This window comes from Paracoccus bogoriensis, assembly GCF_019431455.1.
Taxonomy (GTDB): domain Bacteria; phylum Pseudomonadota; class Alphaproteobacteria; order Rhodobacterales; family Rhodobacteraceae; genus Paracoccus; species Paracoccus bogoriensis.
In genome coordinates, this window is the sequence record NZ_JAHYSR010000028.1 from 22,545 (window position 1) to 39,314 (window position 16,770).

General features: G+C 70.3%; 16 protein-coding genes and 4 pseudogenes. 16 read left to right on the forward strand and 4 right to left on the reverse strand.

What is annotated here, in order from left to right; translation table 11 throughout:
- Positions 1-684 (forward strand): OmpH/Skp family outer membrane protein, encoded by a 684-nt coding sequence (locus KY389_RS12835; protein ID WP_219831394.1) that lies wholly within the window; start codon positions 1-3, stop codon positions 682-684.
- A gap of 245 nt (positions 685-929) precedes the next feature.
- Here KY389_RS12835 and KY389_RS12840 read toward each other — a convergent pair whose 3' ends face one another.
- Together KY389_RS12840 and KY389_RS12845 are read right to left on the reverse strand one after the other, a co-directional pair.
- Positions 930-1,265, reverse strand: coding sequence for a portal protein (locus tag KY389_RS12840; protein ID WP_219831395.1), 336 nt, complete (start codon positions 1,263-1,265; stop codon positions 930-932).
- 7 nt (positions 1,266-1,272) lie between these two features.
- Positions 1,273-1,440: pseudogene (locus KY389_RS12845) on the reverse strand (IS3 family transposase); the annotation flags it as partial.
- On the opposite strand from KY389_RS12845, the pseudogene KY389_RS12850 reads away from it, so the two are divergent.
- The 15 genes and pseudogenes from KY389_RS12850 to KY389_RS12915 form a co-directional block, all read left to right on the forward strand.
- A pseudogene (locus KY389_RS12850) lies at positions 1,423-1,568 on the forward strand (IS110 family transposase); the annotation flags it as partial. The pseudogenes KY389_RS12845 and KY389_RS12850 sit on opposite strands and share 18 nt — an antisense overlap.
- 315 nt (positions 1,569-1,883) lie before the next feature.
- Positions 1,884-2,105 (forward strand): annotated as a pseudogene (locus KY389_RS15475) (transposase); the annotation flags it as partial.
- Positions 2,106-2,391: 286 nt separating this feature from the next.
- Positions 2,392-2,988: an ANTAR domain-containing response regulator gene (locus KY389_RS12860; RefSeq protein WP_219831397.1), complete on the forward strand. Its 597-nt coding sequence runs from the start codon at positions 2,392-2,394 to the stop codon at positions 2,986-2,988.
- Positions 2,985-4,154: a CmpA/NrtA family ABC transporter substrate-binding protein gene (locus tag KY389_RS12865; RefSeq protein WP_219831398.1), complete on the forward strand. Its 1,170-nt coding sequence runs from the start codon at positions 2,985-2,987 to the stop codon at positions 4,152-4,154. The genes KY389_RS12860 and KY389_RS12865 overlap by 4 nt, the downstream gene beginning before the upstream one ends.
- Before the next feature lie 259 nt (positions 4,155-4,413).
- The gene (locus KY389_RS12870) at positions 4,414-5,703 is read left to right on the forward strand and encodes a CmpA/NrtA family ABC transporter substrate-binding protein (protein ID WP_219831399.1); all 1,290 of its coding nucleotides are present in this window, start codon (positions 4,414-4,416) and stop codon (positions 5,701-5,703) included.
- 14 nt (positions 5,704-5,717) lie between these two features.
- Complete coding sequence (gene ntrB, locus KY389_RS12875; protein ID WP_219831400.1) at positions 5,718-6,605, forward strand: nitrate ABC transporter permease; 888 nt, start codon at positions 5,718-5,720, stop codon at positions 6,603-6,605.
- A 3-nt stretch (positions 6,606-6,608) separates the two neighbouring features.
- Positions 6,609-7,403 (forward strand): ABC transporter ATP-binding protein, encoded by a 795-nt coding sequence (locus KY389_RS12880; protein WP_219831401.1) that lies wholly within the window; start codon positions 6,609-6,611, stop codon positions 7,401-7,403.
- A gap of 5 nt (positions 7,404-7,408) precedes the next feature.
- Positions 7,409-9,847, forward strand: coding sequence for a nitrite reductase large subunit NirB (nirB, locus tag KY389_RS12885; protein WP_219831402.1), 2,439 nt, complete (start codon positions 7,409-7,411; stop codon positions 9,845-9,847).
- A complete protein-coding gene (gene nirD / locus KY389_RS12890) occupies positions 9,844-10,191 on the forward strand; it encodes a nitrite reductase small subunit NirD (protein ID WP_219831403.1) in 348 nt (115 codons plus the stop codon). Before nirB ends, nirD begins: the two co-directional genes overlap by 4 nt.
- Positions 10,188-12,785, forward strand: coding sequence for a nitrate reductase (locus tag KY389_RS12895; RefSeq protein WP_219831404.1), 2,598 nt, complete (start codon positions 10,188-10,190; stop codon positions 12,783-12,785). The genes nirD and KY389_RS12895 overlap by 4 nt, the downstream gene beginning before the upstream one ends.
- Positions 12,782-13,711: a glycosyl transferase family protein gene (locus KY389_RS12900; RefSeq protein WP_219831405.1), complete on the forward strand. Its 930-nt coding sequence runs from the start codon at positions 12,782-12,784 to the stop codon at positions 13,709-13,711. The genes KY389_RS12895 and KY389_RS12900 overlap by 4 nt, the downstream gene beginning before the upstream one ends.
- Before the next feature lie 127 nt (positions 13,712-13,838).
- Positions 13,839-14,093, forward strand: a pseudogene (locus KY389_RS15480) (precorrin-2 dehydrogenase/sirohydrochlorin ferrochelatase family protein); the annotation flags it as partial.
- A 52-nt stretch (positions 14,094-14,145) separates the two neighbouring features.
- Positions 14,146-14,643: an SAM-dependent methyltransferase gene (locus KY389_RS15485; RefSeq protein WP_343222960.1), complete on the forward strand. Its 498-nt coding sequence runs from the start codon at positions 14,146-14,148 to the stop codon at positions 14,641-14,643.
- 339 nt (positions 14,644-14,982) lie between these two features.
- Positions 14,983-15,243, forward strand: coding sequence for a hypothetical protein (locus KY389_RS12910; protein WP_219831406.1), 261 nt, complete (start codon positions 14,983-14,985; stop codon positions 15,241-15,243).
- 29 nt (positions 15,244-15,272) lie between these two features.
- Positions 15,273-15,470, forward strand: a complete 198-nt coding sequence (locus tag KY389_RS12915; RefSeq protein ID WP_219831407.1) for a DUF6900 domain-containing protein — start codon at positions 15,273-15,275, stop codon at positions 15,468-15,470.
- On the opposite strand, the gene KY389_RS12920 is transcribed toward KY389_RS12915, so the two are convergent.
- A complete protein-coding gene (locus KY389_RS12920) occupies positions 15,434-15,616 on the reverse strand; it encodes a DUF7220 family protein (RefSeq protein WP_219831410.1) in 183 nt (60 codons plus the stop codon). The genes KY389_RS12915 and KY389_RS12920 overlap by 37 nt on opposite strands.
- Before the next feature lie 27 nt (positions 15,617-15,643).
- On the reverse strand, positions 15,644-16,770 hold a 1,127-nt coding region (locus KY389_RS12925; protein WP_343222961.1), incomplete at its 5' end, for a DNA cytosine methyltransferase.

A 16,770-nucleotide genomic window follows, 5' to 3' on the forward strand; every position in this document is an offset into this window, starting at 1 on the left:
ATGCGTGGCGCGGGTCTCATCGCGGCGCTGGTCCTGGCTTTGCCCGGCGTCGCTCTGGCCCAGGCCGAAAACGCGAATCCGGGCGACAGATCGGCCGACGCCGTCCTTCCCGCGCCCGAAATGCCCGCGCCCGGAATACCCTCCGCGACCGATGATCTGCCTGCGCGGGTGATCGCCCAGCCCGAGGTATCCGGGCCTCCGGTCTCGGCAATCCTGACGATCGACCAGAACCGGCTCTATAGCGAATCCGCCTGGGGCCGCCGGGCGCAGAGCCTGCTTGAAGCCGAGGGCAGAAAGATCGTTGCTGAAAACGAGCGCCTGACCCAGCTTCTCTCGTCGGAAGAGGCCGCACTCACCAAGCAGCGCGCGACCTTGCCGCCCGACGAGTTCCGCCGCCTGGCCGACGCCTTCGACCAGCGCGCCACCCGGATCCGGCGCGAACGCGCGCAGGCTGTGCAAGCATTGAACGATTGGGCCGACGCGGATCGGGATGCCTTCGTCCGGGCAGCGCTGCCGCATATGGGCGATCTCATGTCCGAACGCGGCGCTGTGGCGGTGCTGGACTACCGCATGGTCTTTGTCTCGCTGGACGCCATCGACATCACCGAGGCGCTGACCGAACGCCTCGACCGCGAGATCGGCGACGGGACAGGGGCTGTGCCCCTACCCGAGGCGGCGCCCTAGGCCCTTTCAGCTTCAGTTGAAAGCATAGCCTTCGTTCCTGAGATATTTGGCGCATTCGTCGGGTGTGAAGCGGCTGAGGATTGTTCCCACAGAGCGCCAGAGCGTGTCGCGCGAGCGGGGTGGGGCGGAGCGCATCCAGTCTATGGGCCTGCTCGATCAGGTCCGGATCCGGGCTGCACGGAGGCAAGAACAGGAGGTGGGCACCGGCCGAGCGGGCCGGCTGGCGGACAGCCGGGCTCTTGTGGCTACCGCGGTTGCCCATCGCCACCACATCGCCAGGCTTGGGGTTTCGGTGTTCCGCCCCTCGCATGGCCGAGTTCCTGCCGCCCATGAGGCCGTGATGGTGCGCCGACTGAACGAAACTCTCGCCGCCGAGCGCGGCTGACCCCTCCAAGAGGCAAACCCATGGCCGAGAAGATGGGGCTGGGGTTGTTCGGATCTTCATCCGGGTCGGCCGCGCCGGTGATCTGGCGGATGCGCTTCACGATTTCATCGCGCTTCGGCACGTCCAGCGCCTCTACCGTCAGGTCCAGGGTTTGAATGACGATCTGCGGCGCGGTGGTGACCTGCTGACCTGCCACTGAACATTCATCCAGGTGCGACCGGATCCCGGTCGGTGTTTACGCCGATTGGCACCGGTTGAGCAATCGCGCGACGCGCGGAGCTTTCATCTCGCGCAGCGGGGCGGACGATTGCGGTGGTCAGTGTCCGCGCGTAGTCAGCCGGAGTTTGGTAATCCAACCGAGCACCTGGCTGGGCGGGATGCTGACGCGCAAGCCGCCGATGGGGTCGCGCGTGGCGCTGGCCAACAGCGAGCGGTGAGTGCCCTTGATGGCTCACTGGCCCGGGGCGGCCTCTACCGATCTCCGGCCGCGGCGGCGTAAGCCGCTCGTCGGTCGTGAGGACGCAGGACGCGGAATAGGGCAAGGAGAGTTTTGGCGCAAAGGTCGAGAAACGGGATCGGGCGAACCAGGGTGCAACAGAGTGCCACCGAGCACGCGGCCTTGATCTGGACCCGCTCCGCGAACACCATACGGGCCCGCGGCAGGGAGATGGCCGCAACGGAGGCCGGACAGATGTCAGCACCCGACGACGCGCCCGATCCCGCTCCAGAAAATCCCTCTTGCGCCTGGGGCGGTTTCACATGTTGCGTAAATACGTTGGAGGATTCACTCAGTGAAACCAGCACCGTAGCTGGTCTGCATGCGCAGACGGAACTCCCCACCTGCCGCACGATCAATTGGCATGACGACAACGCCGCGTTATCCAGGCGCGGGTCTTTGGCGATCCGGTTCGATCCCGAGACGCAATGGCTTGCCGCGCCGACCGGCAAGCGCGGCCGTCAGCCGGACTTCACCGATGCCGCGATCCGGACTTGCCTGACGTTGAAGGCGCGCGTCGGGCTTCGCCACGCCACAGGTGCCTGGACGCTCGCCCTCTGGGATCTGACCCACAGCCCGGCATGCGACGACCGGCGCATCGATCCGCTGGTGGCTTCCCAGTGGGCACTGACCGACGCCGACCACGAGCGCCTGCCGAGCCCCGGATCGCCGAATGGCCGCAAACGTCCCGCATGTGGGGGGCCGGTCTTCGGACTGCCGAAAATCTGTGCGCTACGGCTGATTGGCAGGCAGTCGGGGCGCCTCCGGCCCCGGCCACGGCCCCTCCGCCCTTGCGCTGGGGCCGAGAGCGCGACCTAGCTTCAGCATGACTGGCGCGACCCTTGCCCTTCGGCTTCACATCGTTATCGTCGAACCCTACGAGGCTCGCGCGCGGTCGCTGATCGAGTGCCTGCAGCCCCTGGGCCATCAGGTCACGGTCATCGCCGAGGCCGCAGGCCTGGCCCGCCGCGTGCGCGAGATCGCGCCGGACATCGTGCTGATCGACATGGCCAACCCCTCGCGCGATACGCTCGAGGAAATGACGCTGGCCTCGGGCCCGTTGGACCGGCCTGTGGCCCTTTTCGTGGATCGCAGCGATGCCGACCTGACGCGGCAGGCGATCGAGGCCGGGGTCTCGGCCTATGTGATCGACGGGTTGCAGCCCCAGCGCGTGGCCGCGGTGATGGATGCCGCGATCGCCCGGTTCCAGATGTTCCGCCGGATGCGGCTGGAGCTTGAGGCCACGCGCCGCGCGCTGGAAGAACGCAAGCTGATCGACCGCGCCAAGGGCATCCTGATGAAGGCGCGCGGCATCGGCGAGGACGAGGCCTATGCGCTGCTGCGGCGCACCGCGATGGACCAAGGCCGGAAGATCGCCGAAGTGGCCGCGGCGCTGGTCACGGCGGCGGGGCTTCTGTCATGACCCGGACGGCGCTGCGCCTTGGCTTCGTGCCGCTGCTCGATGCCGCGCCGCTGATCGTGGCGCGCGAGATGGGCTTTGCCGAGGCCCAGGGCCTCGACCTGACGCTGCGCCCCGCGCCGTCCTGGGCCAGCCTGCGCGACATGGCGCTGTGGGGGCAGGTCGAGGCCGCGCAGATGCTGGCGCCGGTGCCGGTGGCCATCGCGATGGGGCTGGCCGGGCCGGTCGAGCGGCTGGACATCCTGCAGGTGCTGTCGGTCAACGGCGATGTGCTGGGGGTCTCGGCTGCGCTCGAGGCGCGGCTTCGCGCCCAGGGCTTCGGCTTCGACTTCGCCGATGCGCTGGCGGCGCGGGCGGCGCTGGCCGCGGCGGTCGAGGGGCCGCTCAGGATCGGCGTGCCCTTTCCCTTCTCCACCCATGTCGCGCTGGTCCGGCACTGGCTGGCTCAGGAGGCGCCCCCCTACAGCCTGCACACGATCCCGCCCCCGCGCATGGCCGAGGCGCTGGCAGAGGGCGAAATTGATGCCTTCTGCGTGGGCGAGCCCTGGGGCTCGGTCGCGGTCGAACGTGGCGCGGGGGCCCTGATCCTGCCGGGCACCGCGATCTGGGCCGCGGCGCCGGAAAAGGTGCTGGCCGCCCGCCCGTCCTGGGTCGCGGACAACCCCGAGACTGTGGCGCAGCTGATGCGCGCGGTCTGGCTGGCCGGGCGCTGGATGGACGACCCCGCCAACCGCGTTACGGTGGCCGACCTGCTGGCGCGGTCCGAACATGTCAATGCCCCGCCCGAACTGCTGGACCGGGCGCTGCGCGGGCAGATGGTGATTTCGTCGCGCGGCGAAGAGCGGCGCGTGCCCGGCATGATCCGCTTCCACGAGGGGGCGGCGCCCTTTCCCTGGCGCTCGCAGGCGGCCTGGTTCGCGCGGCAACTGGCGCGGGACAACGGGCTCGACCCGAACGCGGCAATGGCGGCGGCGGGGGCGATCTGCCGCACTGACCTATACCGAGCCAACCTGCGCGGGATCGGCGCCGATCTGCCCGGTGCCTCGTCGCGAATCGAAGGGGCGCTGGAGCATCCGACCGCCGTCGCCTCGGAACGCGGCACGATGATCCTGCCGCGCGATGCCTTCTTCGACCGCACGATCTTTGATCCGGCGCAGCCTGACTGCTGAAAAAAGTGGCAAGCAGTCGCCGCTTGCGTTGCCGGGCCTTTGCAGGCGCAGAAACGCATTGCGCTGCGGCGCAAAATCTGGATGGCTTGGATTACCGACAACGGAGTCGGTTAGTTGCTGCGACAGAAGCTGAAGGTCGCCGGCACCACGTCATCGCATCGCTGCGAGCCTCCCGAGATTCTGGCGCCCCCGCAGCCTTCGTCTGCGCGCGCCCCCAGCCCAGCGCGGTCGCAGCACGGCCGCGCGCCCGGAGTGCGACATGACCCGATCCCTGACCCGCCGTTCCTTCCTGCACGCTACCACCGGTGCGGCCGCCACGCTGGCCGCCGCCCGCACGCTCCTGCCCGGCGGCGCCTGGGCCCAGACCAGCGGGCCCGAGGTCCGCGGCGCGACCCTGGGCTACATCGCCCTGACCGACGCGGCGCCCCTGATCATCGCGCAGGAAAAGGGCTTTTTCGCCCGCCATGGGATGACCGAGATGCGGATCGACAAGCAGGCCAGCTGGGGCGCCACGCGCGACAACATGGCGCTGGGCTCGGCCCGCGGCGGCATCGACGGCGGCCATATCCTGCGGCCCAAGGTGTTCCTCTACACGCTGGGCACGGTGATGCAGAACAACCAGCCGACCCCGATCTACAACCTGCTCGGCCTGAACGAGGACTGCCAGGGCATCTCGGTCGCGCAGTCCTATGCCGAAACCGGCGTCGGCCTGGACAGCAGCCCCCTGCGCGAGGTCTTCGCCGCCAGGCGCGCCCGCGGCGAGGAACCGACCGCCGCCATGACCTTCCCCGGCGGCACGCATGACCTGTGGATCCGCTACTGGCTGGCCGCCGGCGGGATCGACCCACGCCGCGACGTGAACCTGATCGTCGTGCCGCCGCCGCAGATGGTGGCCAACATGAAGGTCGGCAACATGGACTGCTTCTGCGTGGGCGAGCCCTGGAACGAGCAGCTTGTCAACCAGGGGATCGGCTTCACGGCCTGCACCACGGGCGAGCTGTGGCGCAACCACCCCGAGAAGGTGCTGGGCATGCGCGCTGACTGGGTCGATGCCCATCCCAACGCCACCCGCGCCATCCTGATGGCGGTGATGGAGGCGCAGATGTGGTGCGCCGACATGGCCAACAAGGAGGAACTGGCCGCCATCGTCGGCCGCCGCCAATGGTTCAACGTGCCGCCCGCCGACATCATCGGCCGCCTGCGGGGCGATGTGAACTACGGCAACGGCCGGGTGGAAACCGCCACGGGCCTCGAGATGAAGTTCTGGGGCGAGAACGGGCGCACCTCCTACCCCTGGCCCAGCCTCGATCTGTGGTTCCTGACCGAAAACATCCGCTGGGGCTATCTGCCCGCCGATCTCGACATGGCCTCGGTCGTGGCCAACACCAACCGCGCCGATCTGTGGATCGAGGCGGCGCAGGCGCTGGGGGTCGATACCTCGGGCTTCGGGCCCAGCCGGGGGGTCGAGACCTTCTTCGACGGCAAGGTCTTCGATCCCGCCGATCCCGCCGCCTATCTGAACAGCCTTGCCATCACGGCCCTGTCCTGAGGAGAGCCCCCCGCATGTCTGCTGTCGTCAAGCTGAAGACGCAGGGCGCGCCCGCCGCCCCCGCGGCAACCGTCGCGCACCTGCCCCTGGCCCCCGCGCCTTTTCGCCGTGCCGCCCGCATCGCGCGCGACCTGACCGCGCGGGTGCTGCCGCCGCTGGTCACGCTGGTGCTGCTGCTGGTCGTCTGGCAGGTGGCCTTTTCGGGGGGAACCTCGGCTCTGCCTGCCCCCTCGGTGGTCTGGGCCGAGAGCGCCGATCTGCTGCTTCATCCGTTCTATGTCCACGGAACCCAGGACATCGGGCTCGGCTGGCGGGTGCTGACCTCGCTGGAACGGGTGGCCTACGGCTATGGTCTCGCCGCGGTCGTGGGCGTGCTGGTGGGGGCGGTGCTGGGGCAATCGGTCTGGATGATGCGGGGCTTCGACCCGCTGTTCCAAGTCTTGCGCACTGTGCCGCCGCTGGCCTGGCTGCCGATCTCGCTGGCGGCCTTCATGGACAGCCGGCCCTCGGCGATCTTCGTCATCTTCATCACCGCGATCTGGCCGATCATCATCAACACCGCCGCGGGCGTACGCAACATCCCGCAGGACTACCGCAATGTCGCCCGCGTGCTGCGCCTGAACCAGGTGGAATTCTTCGTCCGCATCATGGTGCCGGCGGCCGCGCCCTACATCTTCTCGGGCCTGCGCATCGGGGTCGGGCTGTCGTGGCTGGCCATCGTGGCAGCCGAGATGCTGACCGGGGGCGTGGGCATCGGTTTTTTCATCTGGGATGCCTGGAACTCGTCGCGCCTGAGCGACATCATCGTGGCGCTGCTCTACATCGGGATGATCGGCTTTGTGCTCGACCGTCTGGTGGCGCTGATCGGGCGGGTCGTGACCCGCGGCACGGCGGAGGGCTGAGTCATGAGCTATCTGAAGATTTCCCGCGTCGGCAAGACCTTCGCCAACGGCGCGCGGCGCAGCGAAGTGTTGCGCGACATCGACCTGACCATCGCCAAGGGCGAGTTCGTCTCGATCATCGGCCATTCGGGCTGCGGCAAGTCCACGCTGTTGAACCTGATCGCGGGGCTGACCGAAGTGACGACCGGCGGCATCCTGCTCGACGGGCGCGAGGTGAACGCCCCCGGCCCCGACCGTGCCGTGGTGTTCCAGAACCACAGCCTGCTGCCCTGGCTGACGGTCTATGACAACGTGCGGCTGGCGGTGGACAAGGTGTTCCGCGCCACGAAAAGCCGCGCCGAGCGGCACGACTGGGTGCTGCACAACCTCGACCTCGTGCAGATGCGCCACGCCGCCGACAAGCGGCCCGCCGAAATCTCGGGCGGGATGCGCCAGCGCGTGGGCATTGCCCGGGCCCTGGCGATGGAGCCCAAGGTGCTGCTGCTGGACGAGCCCTTCGGCGCGCTCGATGCCCTGACCCGCGCCCATCTGCAGGACGCGGTGATGGAGATCCACGCCCGGCTCGGCAACACGATGATCATGATCACCCACGATGTGGACGAAGCCGTCCTGCTGGCCGACCGGATCGTGATGATGACCAACGGCCCCGCCGCCACCATCGGCGAGGTGCTGACCGTGCCGCTTCCCCGCCCGCGCGAGCGGATCGCGGCGGCGGGCGATCCGGCGTATCTCAAGGCCCGACAGGCGGTGCTGCGGTTCCTCTACGAACGGCACCGGTTCGTCGAAGCGGCGGAGTGAGCAGAATGAAGCGCAAACTCGTCGTCATCGGCGCAGGCATGGCCTCGGGCCGGATGCTGGAGCACCTTCTGGCCGCCGACCCCGATGGCTGGGACATCACGTTGTTCAATGCCGAACCGCGCGGCAACTACAACCGCATCATGCTTTCGCCCGTGCTCTCGGGCGAAAAGACCTGGGACGAGATCGTCACCCATGACGAGGCCTGGTATGCCGCGAACCGGATCGCCTGCCGCTTCGGCGAGCCGGTGGTGCGGATCGACCGGCAGGCACGGGTCGTCCATTCGAACCGGGGCAGCGCCCCCTACGACAAGCTGGTGATCGCCACCGGCTCGGCCCCCTTCGTGATCCCGGTGCCGGGCCGCGACCTGCCGGGCGTGGTGACTTACCGCGATCTCGACGACACCAACGCGATGATCGCCGCCGCCCGGCCGGGGGCCAAGGCGGTGGTGATCGGCGGCGGGCTTCTCGGGCTCGAGGCCGCCGCCGGGCTGCGGCAGCGCGGGATGGAGGTGACGGTGATCCATCTGATGGGCCATCTGATGGAGCGCCAGCTCGACCCCGCGGCGGGATACCTGTTGCAGAGGGATCTGGAACGCCGGGGCATCCGGGTTCATTGCCGGGGCTCGACCGCCGCGATCCTGGGCAAGGATCGGGTCGAGGGTGTGCTGCTCGAGGACAACACCGGCTACGAGGCCGATCTGGTCTGCATGGCCGTGGGCATCCGGCCCGAGACGCGCCTTGCCGTGGACGCCCATCTGGAGGTGGCGCGCGGGATCGTGGTGGACGACCGGATGGTCACCTCGGACCCCGACATCCTGGCCTTGGGCGAATGCGTGGAACATGACGGCCAGCTTTTCGGGCTGGTCGCGCCGCTCTACGACCAGGCCAAGGTCGCGGCGGCCACACTCATGGGCCAGGACGCGGCCTTCCGCCCCGTCCAGACGGCGACGAAGCTCAAGGTCACGGGCGTCGATCTGTTCAGCGCGGGCGACTTCGCCGACAAGCCCGGGCGCGAGGACATCGTGTTCCGCGACCCCGCGCGCGGGGTCTACAAGCGGCTGGTGATCGAACAGGACCGCCTGATCGGCGCGGTCATGTATGGCGACACGGCCGACGGGTCGTGGTTCTTCGGCCTGATCAAGGACGCGACCAGCATCGCGCCCATGCGCGATACGCTGATCTTCGGGCCGACCTATCAGGGGGGGGCCACGGCAAACCCTCTGGCAGCCGTTGCAGCCTTGCCGCCTGAGGCGGAGATCTGCGGCTGCAACGGCGTCTGCAAGGGCACGATCCTGACGGCCATCGAGGGCGGCGCCACCACGCTGGCCGAGATCCGCGCCACGACCAAGGCCAGCGCCTCCTGCGGCACCTGCACGGGGCTGGTGGAGCAGGTCCTGGCCAGCGCGCTGGGCGATGCCTTCGAAAAGCCCGCCGCCCAGCCGATATGCGGCTGCACCGACCTGACGCACGAGGACGTGCGCCGCCTGATCAAGGCGCGCGGGCTCAAGTCCATGCCGGCGGTGATGCAGGAACTGGGCTGGAAGACCTCCTGCGGCTGCGCCACCTGTCGGCCTGCGCTGAACTACTACCTGCTGGCAGACTGGCCCGGCGAATACCGGGACGACCCGCAGAGCCGCTTCGTGAACGAGCGCAACCACGCCAACATCCAGAAGGACGGCACCTTCTCGGTCGTCCCGCGGATGTGGGGCGGCGTGACCACCCCGGCCGAACTGCGCGCCATCGCCGATGCGGCCGAGAAATACGCCGTGCCGATGGTCAAGGTCACCGGCGGGCAGCGGATCGACCTGCTGGGCGTCCGCAAGGAGGACCTGCCGGCCATCTGGGCCGACCTGAACGCCGCGGGCCTGGTCAGCGGGCACGCCTATGCCAAGGGTCTGCGCACGGTCAAGACCTGCGTCGGCTCGGACTTCTGCCGCTTCGGCACGCAGGATTCGACCGGGCTGGGGATCAGGCTGGAAAAGCGCCTCTGGGGGTCGTGGACGCCGCACAAGGTGAAGCTGGCGGTCTCGGGCTGTCCGCGCAACTGCGCCGAGGCCACCTGCAAGGATGTGGGCATCGTCTGCGTTGAATCGGGCTACGAGATCGGCGTGGGCGGCGCGGCCGGAATGGATGTGAAGGAAACCGAGCGCCTGGCCAAGGTCGCCACCGAAGACGAGGCGATCGAGATCGTCGTCGCCTTCGTCCAGCTTTACCGCGAACACGCCAAATACCTCGACCGGCCCTACAAGTGGCTTGCCAAGGTGGGGCTCGACTGGGTCAGGGCGCAGGTGGTCGAGGACCGCGCGAGCCGCGCCGCCCTGGTCGCCCGCTTCGACCTGTCGCAATCCATCCACCAGCGCGACCCCTGGGCGGAGCGCGCCATACCACAGGCGAGGGCCGGTTTCGCGCCGCTCGCCGACCTGACCCGGGAGGCTGCGGAATGATCTGGCCCACTTCGAACTGGATCGACATCGGCGCACTCGACGACATCCCCCGGCGCGGGGCGCGGGTGGTTCGCACGGCGCATGGCTGCGTCGCCGTGTTCCGCACCCAGGACGACCGGGTCTTCGCGCTGGATGACCGCTGCCCGCACAAGGGCGGGCCACTGTCGGAAGGGATCGTGCACGGCGATGCCGTCACCTGCCCGCTGCACGGCATGGTGATCGGTCTGGCCGACGGCCAGGCGCGCGGCGCCGACAGCGGCGCGGTGGCCACCCATCCCGCGCGCGTCGAGGGCGGGCGCATCCTGCTGGATGCTGCGCGGCTGATCCGGGGCCGGGCGGCATGAGCATCCGCACCACCTGCCCCTATTGCGGCGTCGGCTGCGGCGTGATCGCCACGCCCGACGGGGCGGGCGGGGCGCGGATCGCGGGCGACCCGGATCACCCCGCGAACCGGGGGCGGCTCTGTTCCAAGGGTGCGGCGCTGGGGCAGACGCTGGGGCTCGATGCCCGGGTGCTGACGCCCCTGATCGGCGGGCAACCGGCGGAATGGGACGCGGCCCTCGACCTCGTGGCCGCGCGCTTCGCTGCCACTTTGGCCGAACACGGGCCGGAGGCGGTGGCCTTCTACCTCTCGGGCCAGATGCTGACCGAGGACTATTATGTGGCCAACAAGCTGGCCAAGGGGTTCCTGGGCACGGCCAATATCGACACCAACTCGCGGCTCTGCATGGCCTCGACCGTGGCGGGGCACCGGCGTGCCTTCGGCACCGACACGGTGCCGGGCATCTATGACGACCTTGAAGAGGCCGATCTGGTAGTGCTGGTGGGCAGCAACCTCGCCTGGTGCCACCCGGTCCTGTTCCAGCGCCTGAGCGCGGCCAGGGCCGCGCGCGGCACACGGGTCGTGGTGATCGACCCCCGCCGCACCGCCACCTGCGAGATCGCCGACCTGCATCTGCCGCTGGCGCCGGGTTCGGACGCGGCGCTGTTCAACGCGCTCCTGGTGGCGCTGGCGGATCGCGGCGCGGTGGACCGGGGCTATGTGGCCGCGCACGTCGCGGGCTTCGAGGCCGCGCTGGCCGAGGCCCGGGCCTCGGACCCCGCCATGACCGGCCTGCCCGCGGGCGATCTGGAGACCTTCCTCGACTGGTTCTGCACCACCGAAAGGGTGGTCACGGTCTTTTCGCAGGGCATCAACCAGTCGTCCTCGGGCACCGACAAGGTGAACGCGATCCTGAACTGCCATCTGGCCAGCGGCCGGATCGGCCGGCCCGGCATGGGGCCGTTCTCGGTGACCGGCCAGCCCAATGCCATGGGCGGGCGCGAGGTGGGGGGGCTTGCGAACATGCTGGCCTGCCATCTGGAGCTCGAGAACCCCGCCCACCGCGCCGCCGTGCAAGGCTTCTGGGCCAGCCCCGCGATGCCGCAGGCGTCGGGGCTGAAGGCGGTCGAGATGTTCCGGGCGGTGGCCGAGGGCCGGATCAGGGCGCTGTGGATCATCCACACCAACCCCGCCGTCTCGATGCCCGATGCGGGCGCGGTGGCGGCGGCAATCCGGGGTTGCGATTTCGTCGTGGTCAGCGACATCACGCAGACCGACACCACGCGGCTTGCGCATGTCGTCCTGCCCGCCCTGGCCTGGGGCGAGAAGTCGGGCACCGTCACCAATTCCGACCGCACCATCAGCCGCCAGCGCGCCTTTCTGCCCGCCCCCGGGCAGGCGCGCGCCGACTGGCGGATCCTGGCCGAGGTCGCCCGCCGCATGGGCTGGGGCGCGGCCTTCGGCTGGCAGAGCGAGGCGGAGGTCTTCGCGGAATACGCCGCACTTTCGGGGATCGCCGGGCAGCTGGGGCGTGATTTCGACATCTCGGGGCTGGCGGGGGCGGATTACGACGCCCTGCCGCCCACCCGCTGGCCGGTCGGCCCGCGCCGGCAGGGCGGGCGGTTCTTCGGCGCGGGCGGGTTCTTCACCCCCGACGCCCGCGCCCGCATGATCCCCGTCGCGCCCCGCCCGCCGGTGGCCGCGACCGGGCCGCGCTACCCCTTCCGCCTGAACACCGGGCGCATCCGCGACCAGTGGCACACGATGACGCGGACGGGCCTCGCGCCCCGTCTGACCCAGCACATTGCCGAACCCTTCGTCGAGATCCACCCCGAGGATGCCGCCGCCCTGGGCCTCGCGCCCGCCACGCTTGCGTGCCTGACCAGCCCCGAGGGCGAGGCGATCCTGCGCGTGGCCGTCACCGACCGGGTGGCGCGCGGCCAGGTCTTTGCCCCGATGCACTGGACCGCCGACACCGCCCCGACCGGCCGGATCGACCGGCTTGTGGCGGCCGTGACCGACCCCGTCTCGGGCCAGCCCGAAAGCAAGGCTGCGGTCGTCGCCATCGCCCCCCTGGCGCCCGCCTGGTATGGCTTCGCCGTCTCGACCGCGCCCATGCAGCCTGATGCCACCTACTGGGCGCGGGCGCGCAGCGAGACCGGCTGGCGCTGCGAACTGGCGGGGCTCGAGGCCCCGGCGGACTGGGAGGCCTGGGCGCGGGCGCTGTTCGGGCTGCCCGAGGCCATCTGCCTCAGCGTCGAGGACCGCATCCGCCGCAGCTGGCGGCTCGCGTTCATGGACGGGCGGCGGGTGCTGGCGGCACTGTTCGTGGCGCCCGAGCCGGTGGAACTGGCGCGCAACCACGTCGCTGAACGACTTGGGGCCGAAGACGCGGGCCTTCTGGCCGGTCGGCCCGCGCAGGGCGTGCCCGACCCCGGCCCCATCGTCTGCGCCTGCCTGACCGTGGGCCTCAACACCATCACCCGGGCCATCGCCACGCAGGGGCTGACCAGCGTCGAGGCCATCGGCGCCGCGCTTCAGGCCGGCACCGGCTGCGGTGCCTGCCGGCCGGAACTCGCTGCCCTACTGGCGCGCCGGCTGGAGGCTGCGGAGTGACGCTTGCGGATTACGTCAAGATCCTCGGCCGCGGCCCCGGCCGGTCGCGCAATCTGACGATGGACGAGGCCGAGGCGGCCATGGCGCTGATCCTGGCGGGCCGGGCCGACCCGCACGCCATCGGCGCGGCTCTGATGCTGATGCGGCTGCGGGGCGAGAGCCCCGAGGAAATCGCGGGCTTCACCCGCGCCCTGCGCGCCATCCTGCCGCCCCTGCCGCAGGCCGATCTGGACTGGCCGAGCTACGCCGCCGGGCGCAGCCGCGCCCTGCCTTGGTTCCTGCTGGCCGCCCGGCAGGTCGCGCGGACCGGGGCGCGGGTGCTGATCCACGGCTGGAACGCGCACCAGGCGGGCGGGGCCGATGTGCGCAGCGCGCTGGCGCTGGCCGGGATCGCCCGCGCCGACAGCCCGGACGACGCTGCCCGCCTGCTCGACCGCGACGGCATCGCCTATCTGCCGCTGGAATGCTTCGCCCCGCAGGCGCTGGCGCTGTTGCGCCTGCGCGAGGTGCTGGGCTTGCGGTCCTGCGTCAACACCGTCTGCCGGATGCTGAACCCGGCGGGGGCGGCAGCGGCGGTGCAGGGCGTGTTCCATCCGCCCTATCTGGCGCTGCAACAGGCTGCCGGCGCGATCCTGGGCCAGCCGCGCCTTGGCATCCTCAAGGGCGGCGGGGGCGAGTTCGAGCGCAACCCGTCCAAGCCCGTCACTCTCTGGCGCCTGACCGAAGGCACCCCGCACGAGACCGCGCTGCCCCCGCTTGTGCCCGGGCCGCAGCGGCTCGCCGATCTGCCCCACCCGCCGCAGGTGCTGGCCGACCTCTGGGCGGGCCGCCTGCGCGACCCCTTCGCGGAGGCGATCGTCGCCGGCACCGCCGAGGCCGCGCTGTTGACCCTGAACGCAACCGCCGTCCACCCCCTTCCCGCCTGAACCCGGAGCGCCCGCCATGAAAACCTTCCCTATGTTCCTGCAGATGGCCGGCCGGCATGTCGTGATCGTGGGCGGGGGCTAACAGGCGGCACAGGAGGCCCGCCTGATGCCCAAGACCGAGGCGCGCATGGTGCTGGCCGCGCCCGAGCTCGACCCCGAACTGGCGGAACTCGTCGCCTCGGGCCGGGCCGAACAGGCTGCGACCCTCTCGGTCGATCTGTTCCGCGGCGCGGCGCTCGTGTTCATCGCCACCGGCTGCGTCGCCTTCGACCACGCTGCCCATGCGCTGGCCAGGGAGGCCGGGGCGCTGGTGAACGTGGTGGACCGCCCGGCGCTGTGCGACGCGATTACCCCCTCCCTCGTCGATCGCGACCCAGTGGTCTTGGCGATCTCGACCGAAGGGACCGCCCCGGTCCTGGCCCGCCAAGCGCGTGGTGCGGCTGAAGTCCGGCGACCCCGGCGTCTTCGGCCGCCTGGCCGAGGAGCTCGAGGCCGCCCGCGCCGCTGGGATCCCGGTCGAGATCGTCCCCGGCGTCATCGCCGCCTGCGCCGCCGCCGCGACCCTGGGCCGCCGCCTCTCCGAACGCGGGCAGACCGACCGGCTGATGCTGGCCACCGCCACCTGCCGCCCGGGCGATCCCGAACCGGACTGGCCCGCGATGCTGCGCGAGGGCACGACGCTCGCCATCTACATGGGCCTGCGCCGGGCGGGGCCGCTGGTGCAGGCGCTCGCCGGCGCGGGCGTGCCCCTGTCGCTCGAGGCCGAGGTGGTCGCCGCTGCCTCGACCGCACGCGAGCGCGTCCTGCGCTGCCGGCTGGGCGACCTGCCTGGCGCACTCGCCCGCGCCGGGATCGCCGAGGCCGCGGTGATCTTCCTGCGCTGGCCCAAGGCGGCGAGCCCCGCCCCCGCGAAAGGCCCCCGCGCCGCCTGACGGCTGCGCGCGCCGGCACCCCGGCGTCGGATCGCGCAGGGGATCCCGGACTGCGGCCCCCGTCCTGCCGCGCGACCGCTTCTGCCCGCCGCGCGTCGCTGGGCCTGCGTCGATCGAGCCGTCCGGGAACAGCACCAGCCGCCCCGCCGCCTTCGCCCGTCTCGGATCGCCCCGCGCGAGAGCTGACGCCATGCGCGGCGCATTGCCGCTCGCTCATGCCCTGCATCGGCGGCTCCGAAAATCGTTCCTGGTCAGATGCTTATTCGCTTGATGGGTGGCGCGGACAGAGCGAACACGGGTTCCACGAAGCCGATGCAACTCACCTCGGGAGCCCCGGCTATGACCACCCCCGCCACCCTCACCGACCTCATCCGCGCCGCCGCCCATGCCCTGATCCGCCGCGACACGCTGGAAATCCAGGACCTCGCCCGGATCAGCGAAGGCTGGCTGCAGAGCGATGACGGCGAGCCATTGTCCGCCATTGATCCGAGGACAATGGCGAGCGACGCGCAGCGCCTGCTCCTCGATGCGATCCTCGAAGCCGCCTGCCTGTTCAAGGGCGAGCCGAGTGAGCTCGAGAGCGCGCTCGAGGACGTCTGATCCCCACCATTCCAAGACGGAGGTCCACCATGCCCCGCCGCAAGACCGACCCCGCCGCCTCCCGCGATGCCGTGCTTCTCGAGATCGCCCGGCGCCGCCTCTTCCTCGAGACGCTCGAGACCCGAAACTCCGACCGGCTCGCTTTTCACGACGTTGCCGTCTGGGCGATCCGCGACGCGCTCGCCGATGCTTACGAGGCCGGACTCCCCGCCGCCACCCAATCCTGAAAGGACGCCGCCATGAGCACGACCACCATCTTCAGGTTCTGTGCCAGCGTCGTGTGCAGGCCGAAGACCGGGAAGATCAGGATCTGCGTCACGACCGCGACGCCGTAGCCGACGATGACGTTGGCGACGGATTCGAGCAGCGACATGAGGCGCGACTGCTACATGTCACCACCTCATCCATCGGCCAACAGTTCAACAGCGAGAGTTCGCAACGCATGCGCCGCAACCAGGGGAGCCACGCCGTTGCCACAGAGCCGAAGCCGGTCCACCCGGTGGGCCAGCCCATCAGCGCCTCGACGAACAGCGGGTTCAAGGTTCGGCGCGCATCGCAGGTATTCAGCCCAGCCATCGGCGTCACCAGGACCTGGCGGCCAAGAAGGCCGTTCACCGCCGTGTTCGCCAGCGTCGTCGCCCCATCCTTGTGTTCCCGCGCCGTCGGCGTCATCCACATCCCGGCCGAATGCGTCAGATCGGCCGACCGGCGGTTGCCTGCACTCGGCGTGCAGCCATCGTTCGCCATAGGCGTCGGCCAGAGCGCGGCCGTGGTCGCCAGGTTCATGCCGTGCTGGCCTGCTTCCTGCGACGGCGTAGGCTTCGTCTGCCGGTTCTCGTTCGCGCTGGCCCTCGGCGTCGGCCAGAGCCGCAGCAATTCCGTCCGGTTCCCGCCACTCGACCGGGTGCCAGAGCAGGCGCGCGGGGTCGGCCAGCTCGTCCCCCTCGCGGATTGCGAGGATGAAGAGCCGCTCGCGCTTGTGGGGCGCGCCGACTTCCGCCGCTGTGAAGAGGCCTGCCGCAAGGCAGTAGCCCATGCCCACCAGTCCGCTGGCGACTTCGGGGAAGCCGAGGCGGAGATGATGGGCGACATTCTCGAGGAACACGAAGGGCGGCGCGACCTCGCCAATGATGCGGGCGACGTGCGGCCAGAGATGGCGCGCGTCTGCCGTGCCCCGACGCTTGCCCGCGACGGAGAACGGTTGGCACGGATAGCCCGCAGTGACGATGTCCACCGCACCGCGCCAAGGGTGGCCGTCGAAGGTGGCAACGTCGTCCCAGACAGGCGCGCGATCCAGGGACGCCCTCGGGCGGTCACTCGGACCATGTATGGATGGCGCCCGCAGGGCAAGGGTTTTTCGGTTGATGCTGGTGTAATATCGGTTGCGGCCATGTATACCGCGTCTGGATTGCAGCACGTTGGCTGCGCGCCCCGATGAATGTCCGCGGTTGCTTTGGTCCCAATCAATGGCACGCGCTTCAAGGCGCTCCGGTCCGAACAGGGTGTCCTTGGCGATATGTCCGTCAT

Coding starts and splice junctions, on each gene's coding strand:
- KY389_RS12835 (WP_219831394.1), top strand. CDS start 1: ATGCGTGGCGCGGGTCTCATCGCGGCGCTGGTCCTGGCTTTGCCCGGC.
- KY389_RS12860 (WP_219831397.1), top strand. CDS start 2,392: ATGACTGGCGCGACCCTTGCCCTTCGGCTTCACATCGTTATCGTCGAA.
- KY389_RS12865 (WP_219831398.1), top strand. CDS start 2,985: ATGACCCGGACGGCGCTGCGCCTTGGCTTCGTGCCGCTGCTCGATGCC.
- KY389_RS12870 (WP_219831399.1), top strand. CDS start 4,414: ATGACCCGATCCCTGACCCGCCGTTCCTTCCTGCACGCTACCACCGGT.
- ntrB (WP_219831400.1), top strand. CDS start 5,718: ATGTCTGCTGTCGTCAAGCTGAAGACGCAGGGCGCGCCCGCCGCCCCC.
- KY389_RS12880 (WP_219831401.1), top strand. CDS start 6,609: ATGAGCTATCTGAAGATTTCCCGCGTCGGCAAGACCTTCGCCAACGGC.
- nirB (WP_219831402.1), top strand. CDS start 7,409: ATGAAGCGCAAACTCGTCGTCATCGGCGCAGGCATGGCCTCGGGCCGG.
- nirD (WP_219831403.1), top strand. CDS start 9,844: ATGATCTGGCCCACTTCGAACTGGATCGACATCGGCGCACTCGACGAC.
- KY389_RS12895 (WP_219831404.1), top strand. CDS start 10,188: ATGAGCATCCGCACCACCTGCCCCTATTGCGGCGTCGGCTGCGGCGTG.
- KY389_RS12910 (WP_219831406.1), top strand. CDS start 14,983: ATGACCACCCCCGCCACCCTCACCGACCTCATCCGCGCCGCCGCCCAT.
- KY389_RS12915 (WP_219831407.1), top strand. CDS start 15,273: ATGCCCCGCCGCAAGACCGACCCCGCCGCCTCCCGCGATGCCGTGCTT.
- KY389_RS12920 (WP_219831410.1), bottom strand. CDS start 15,616: ATGTCGCTGCTCGAATCCGTCGCCAACGTCATCGTCGGCTACGGCGTC.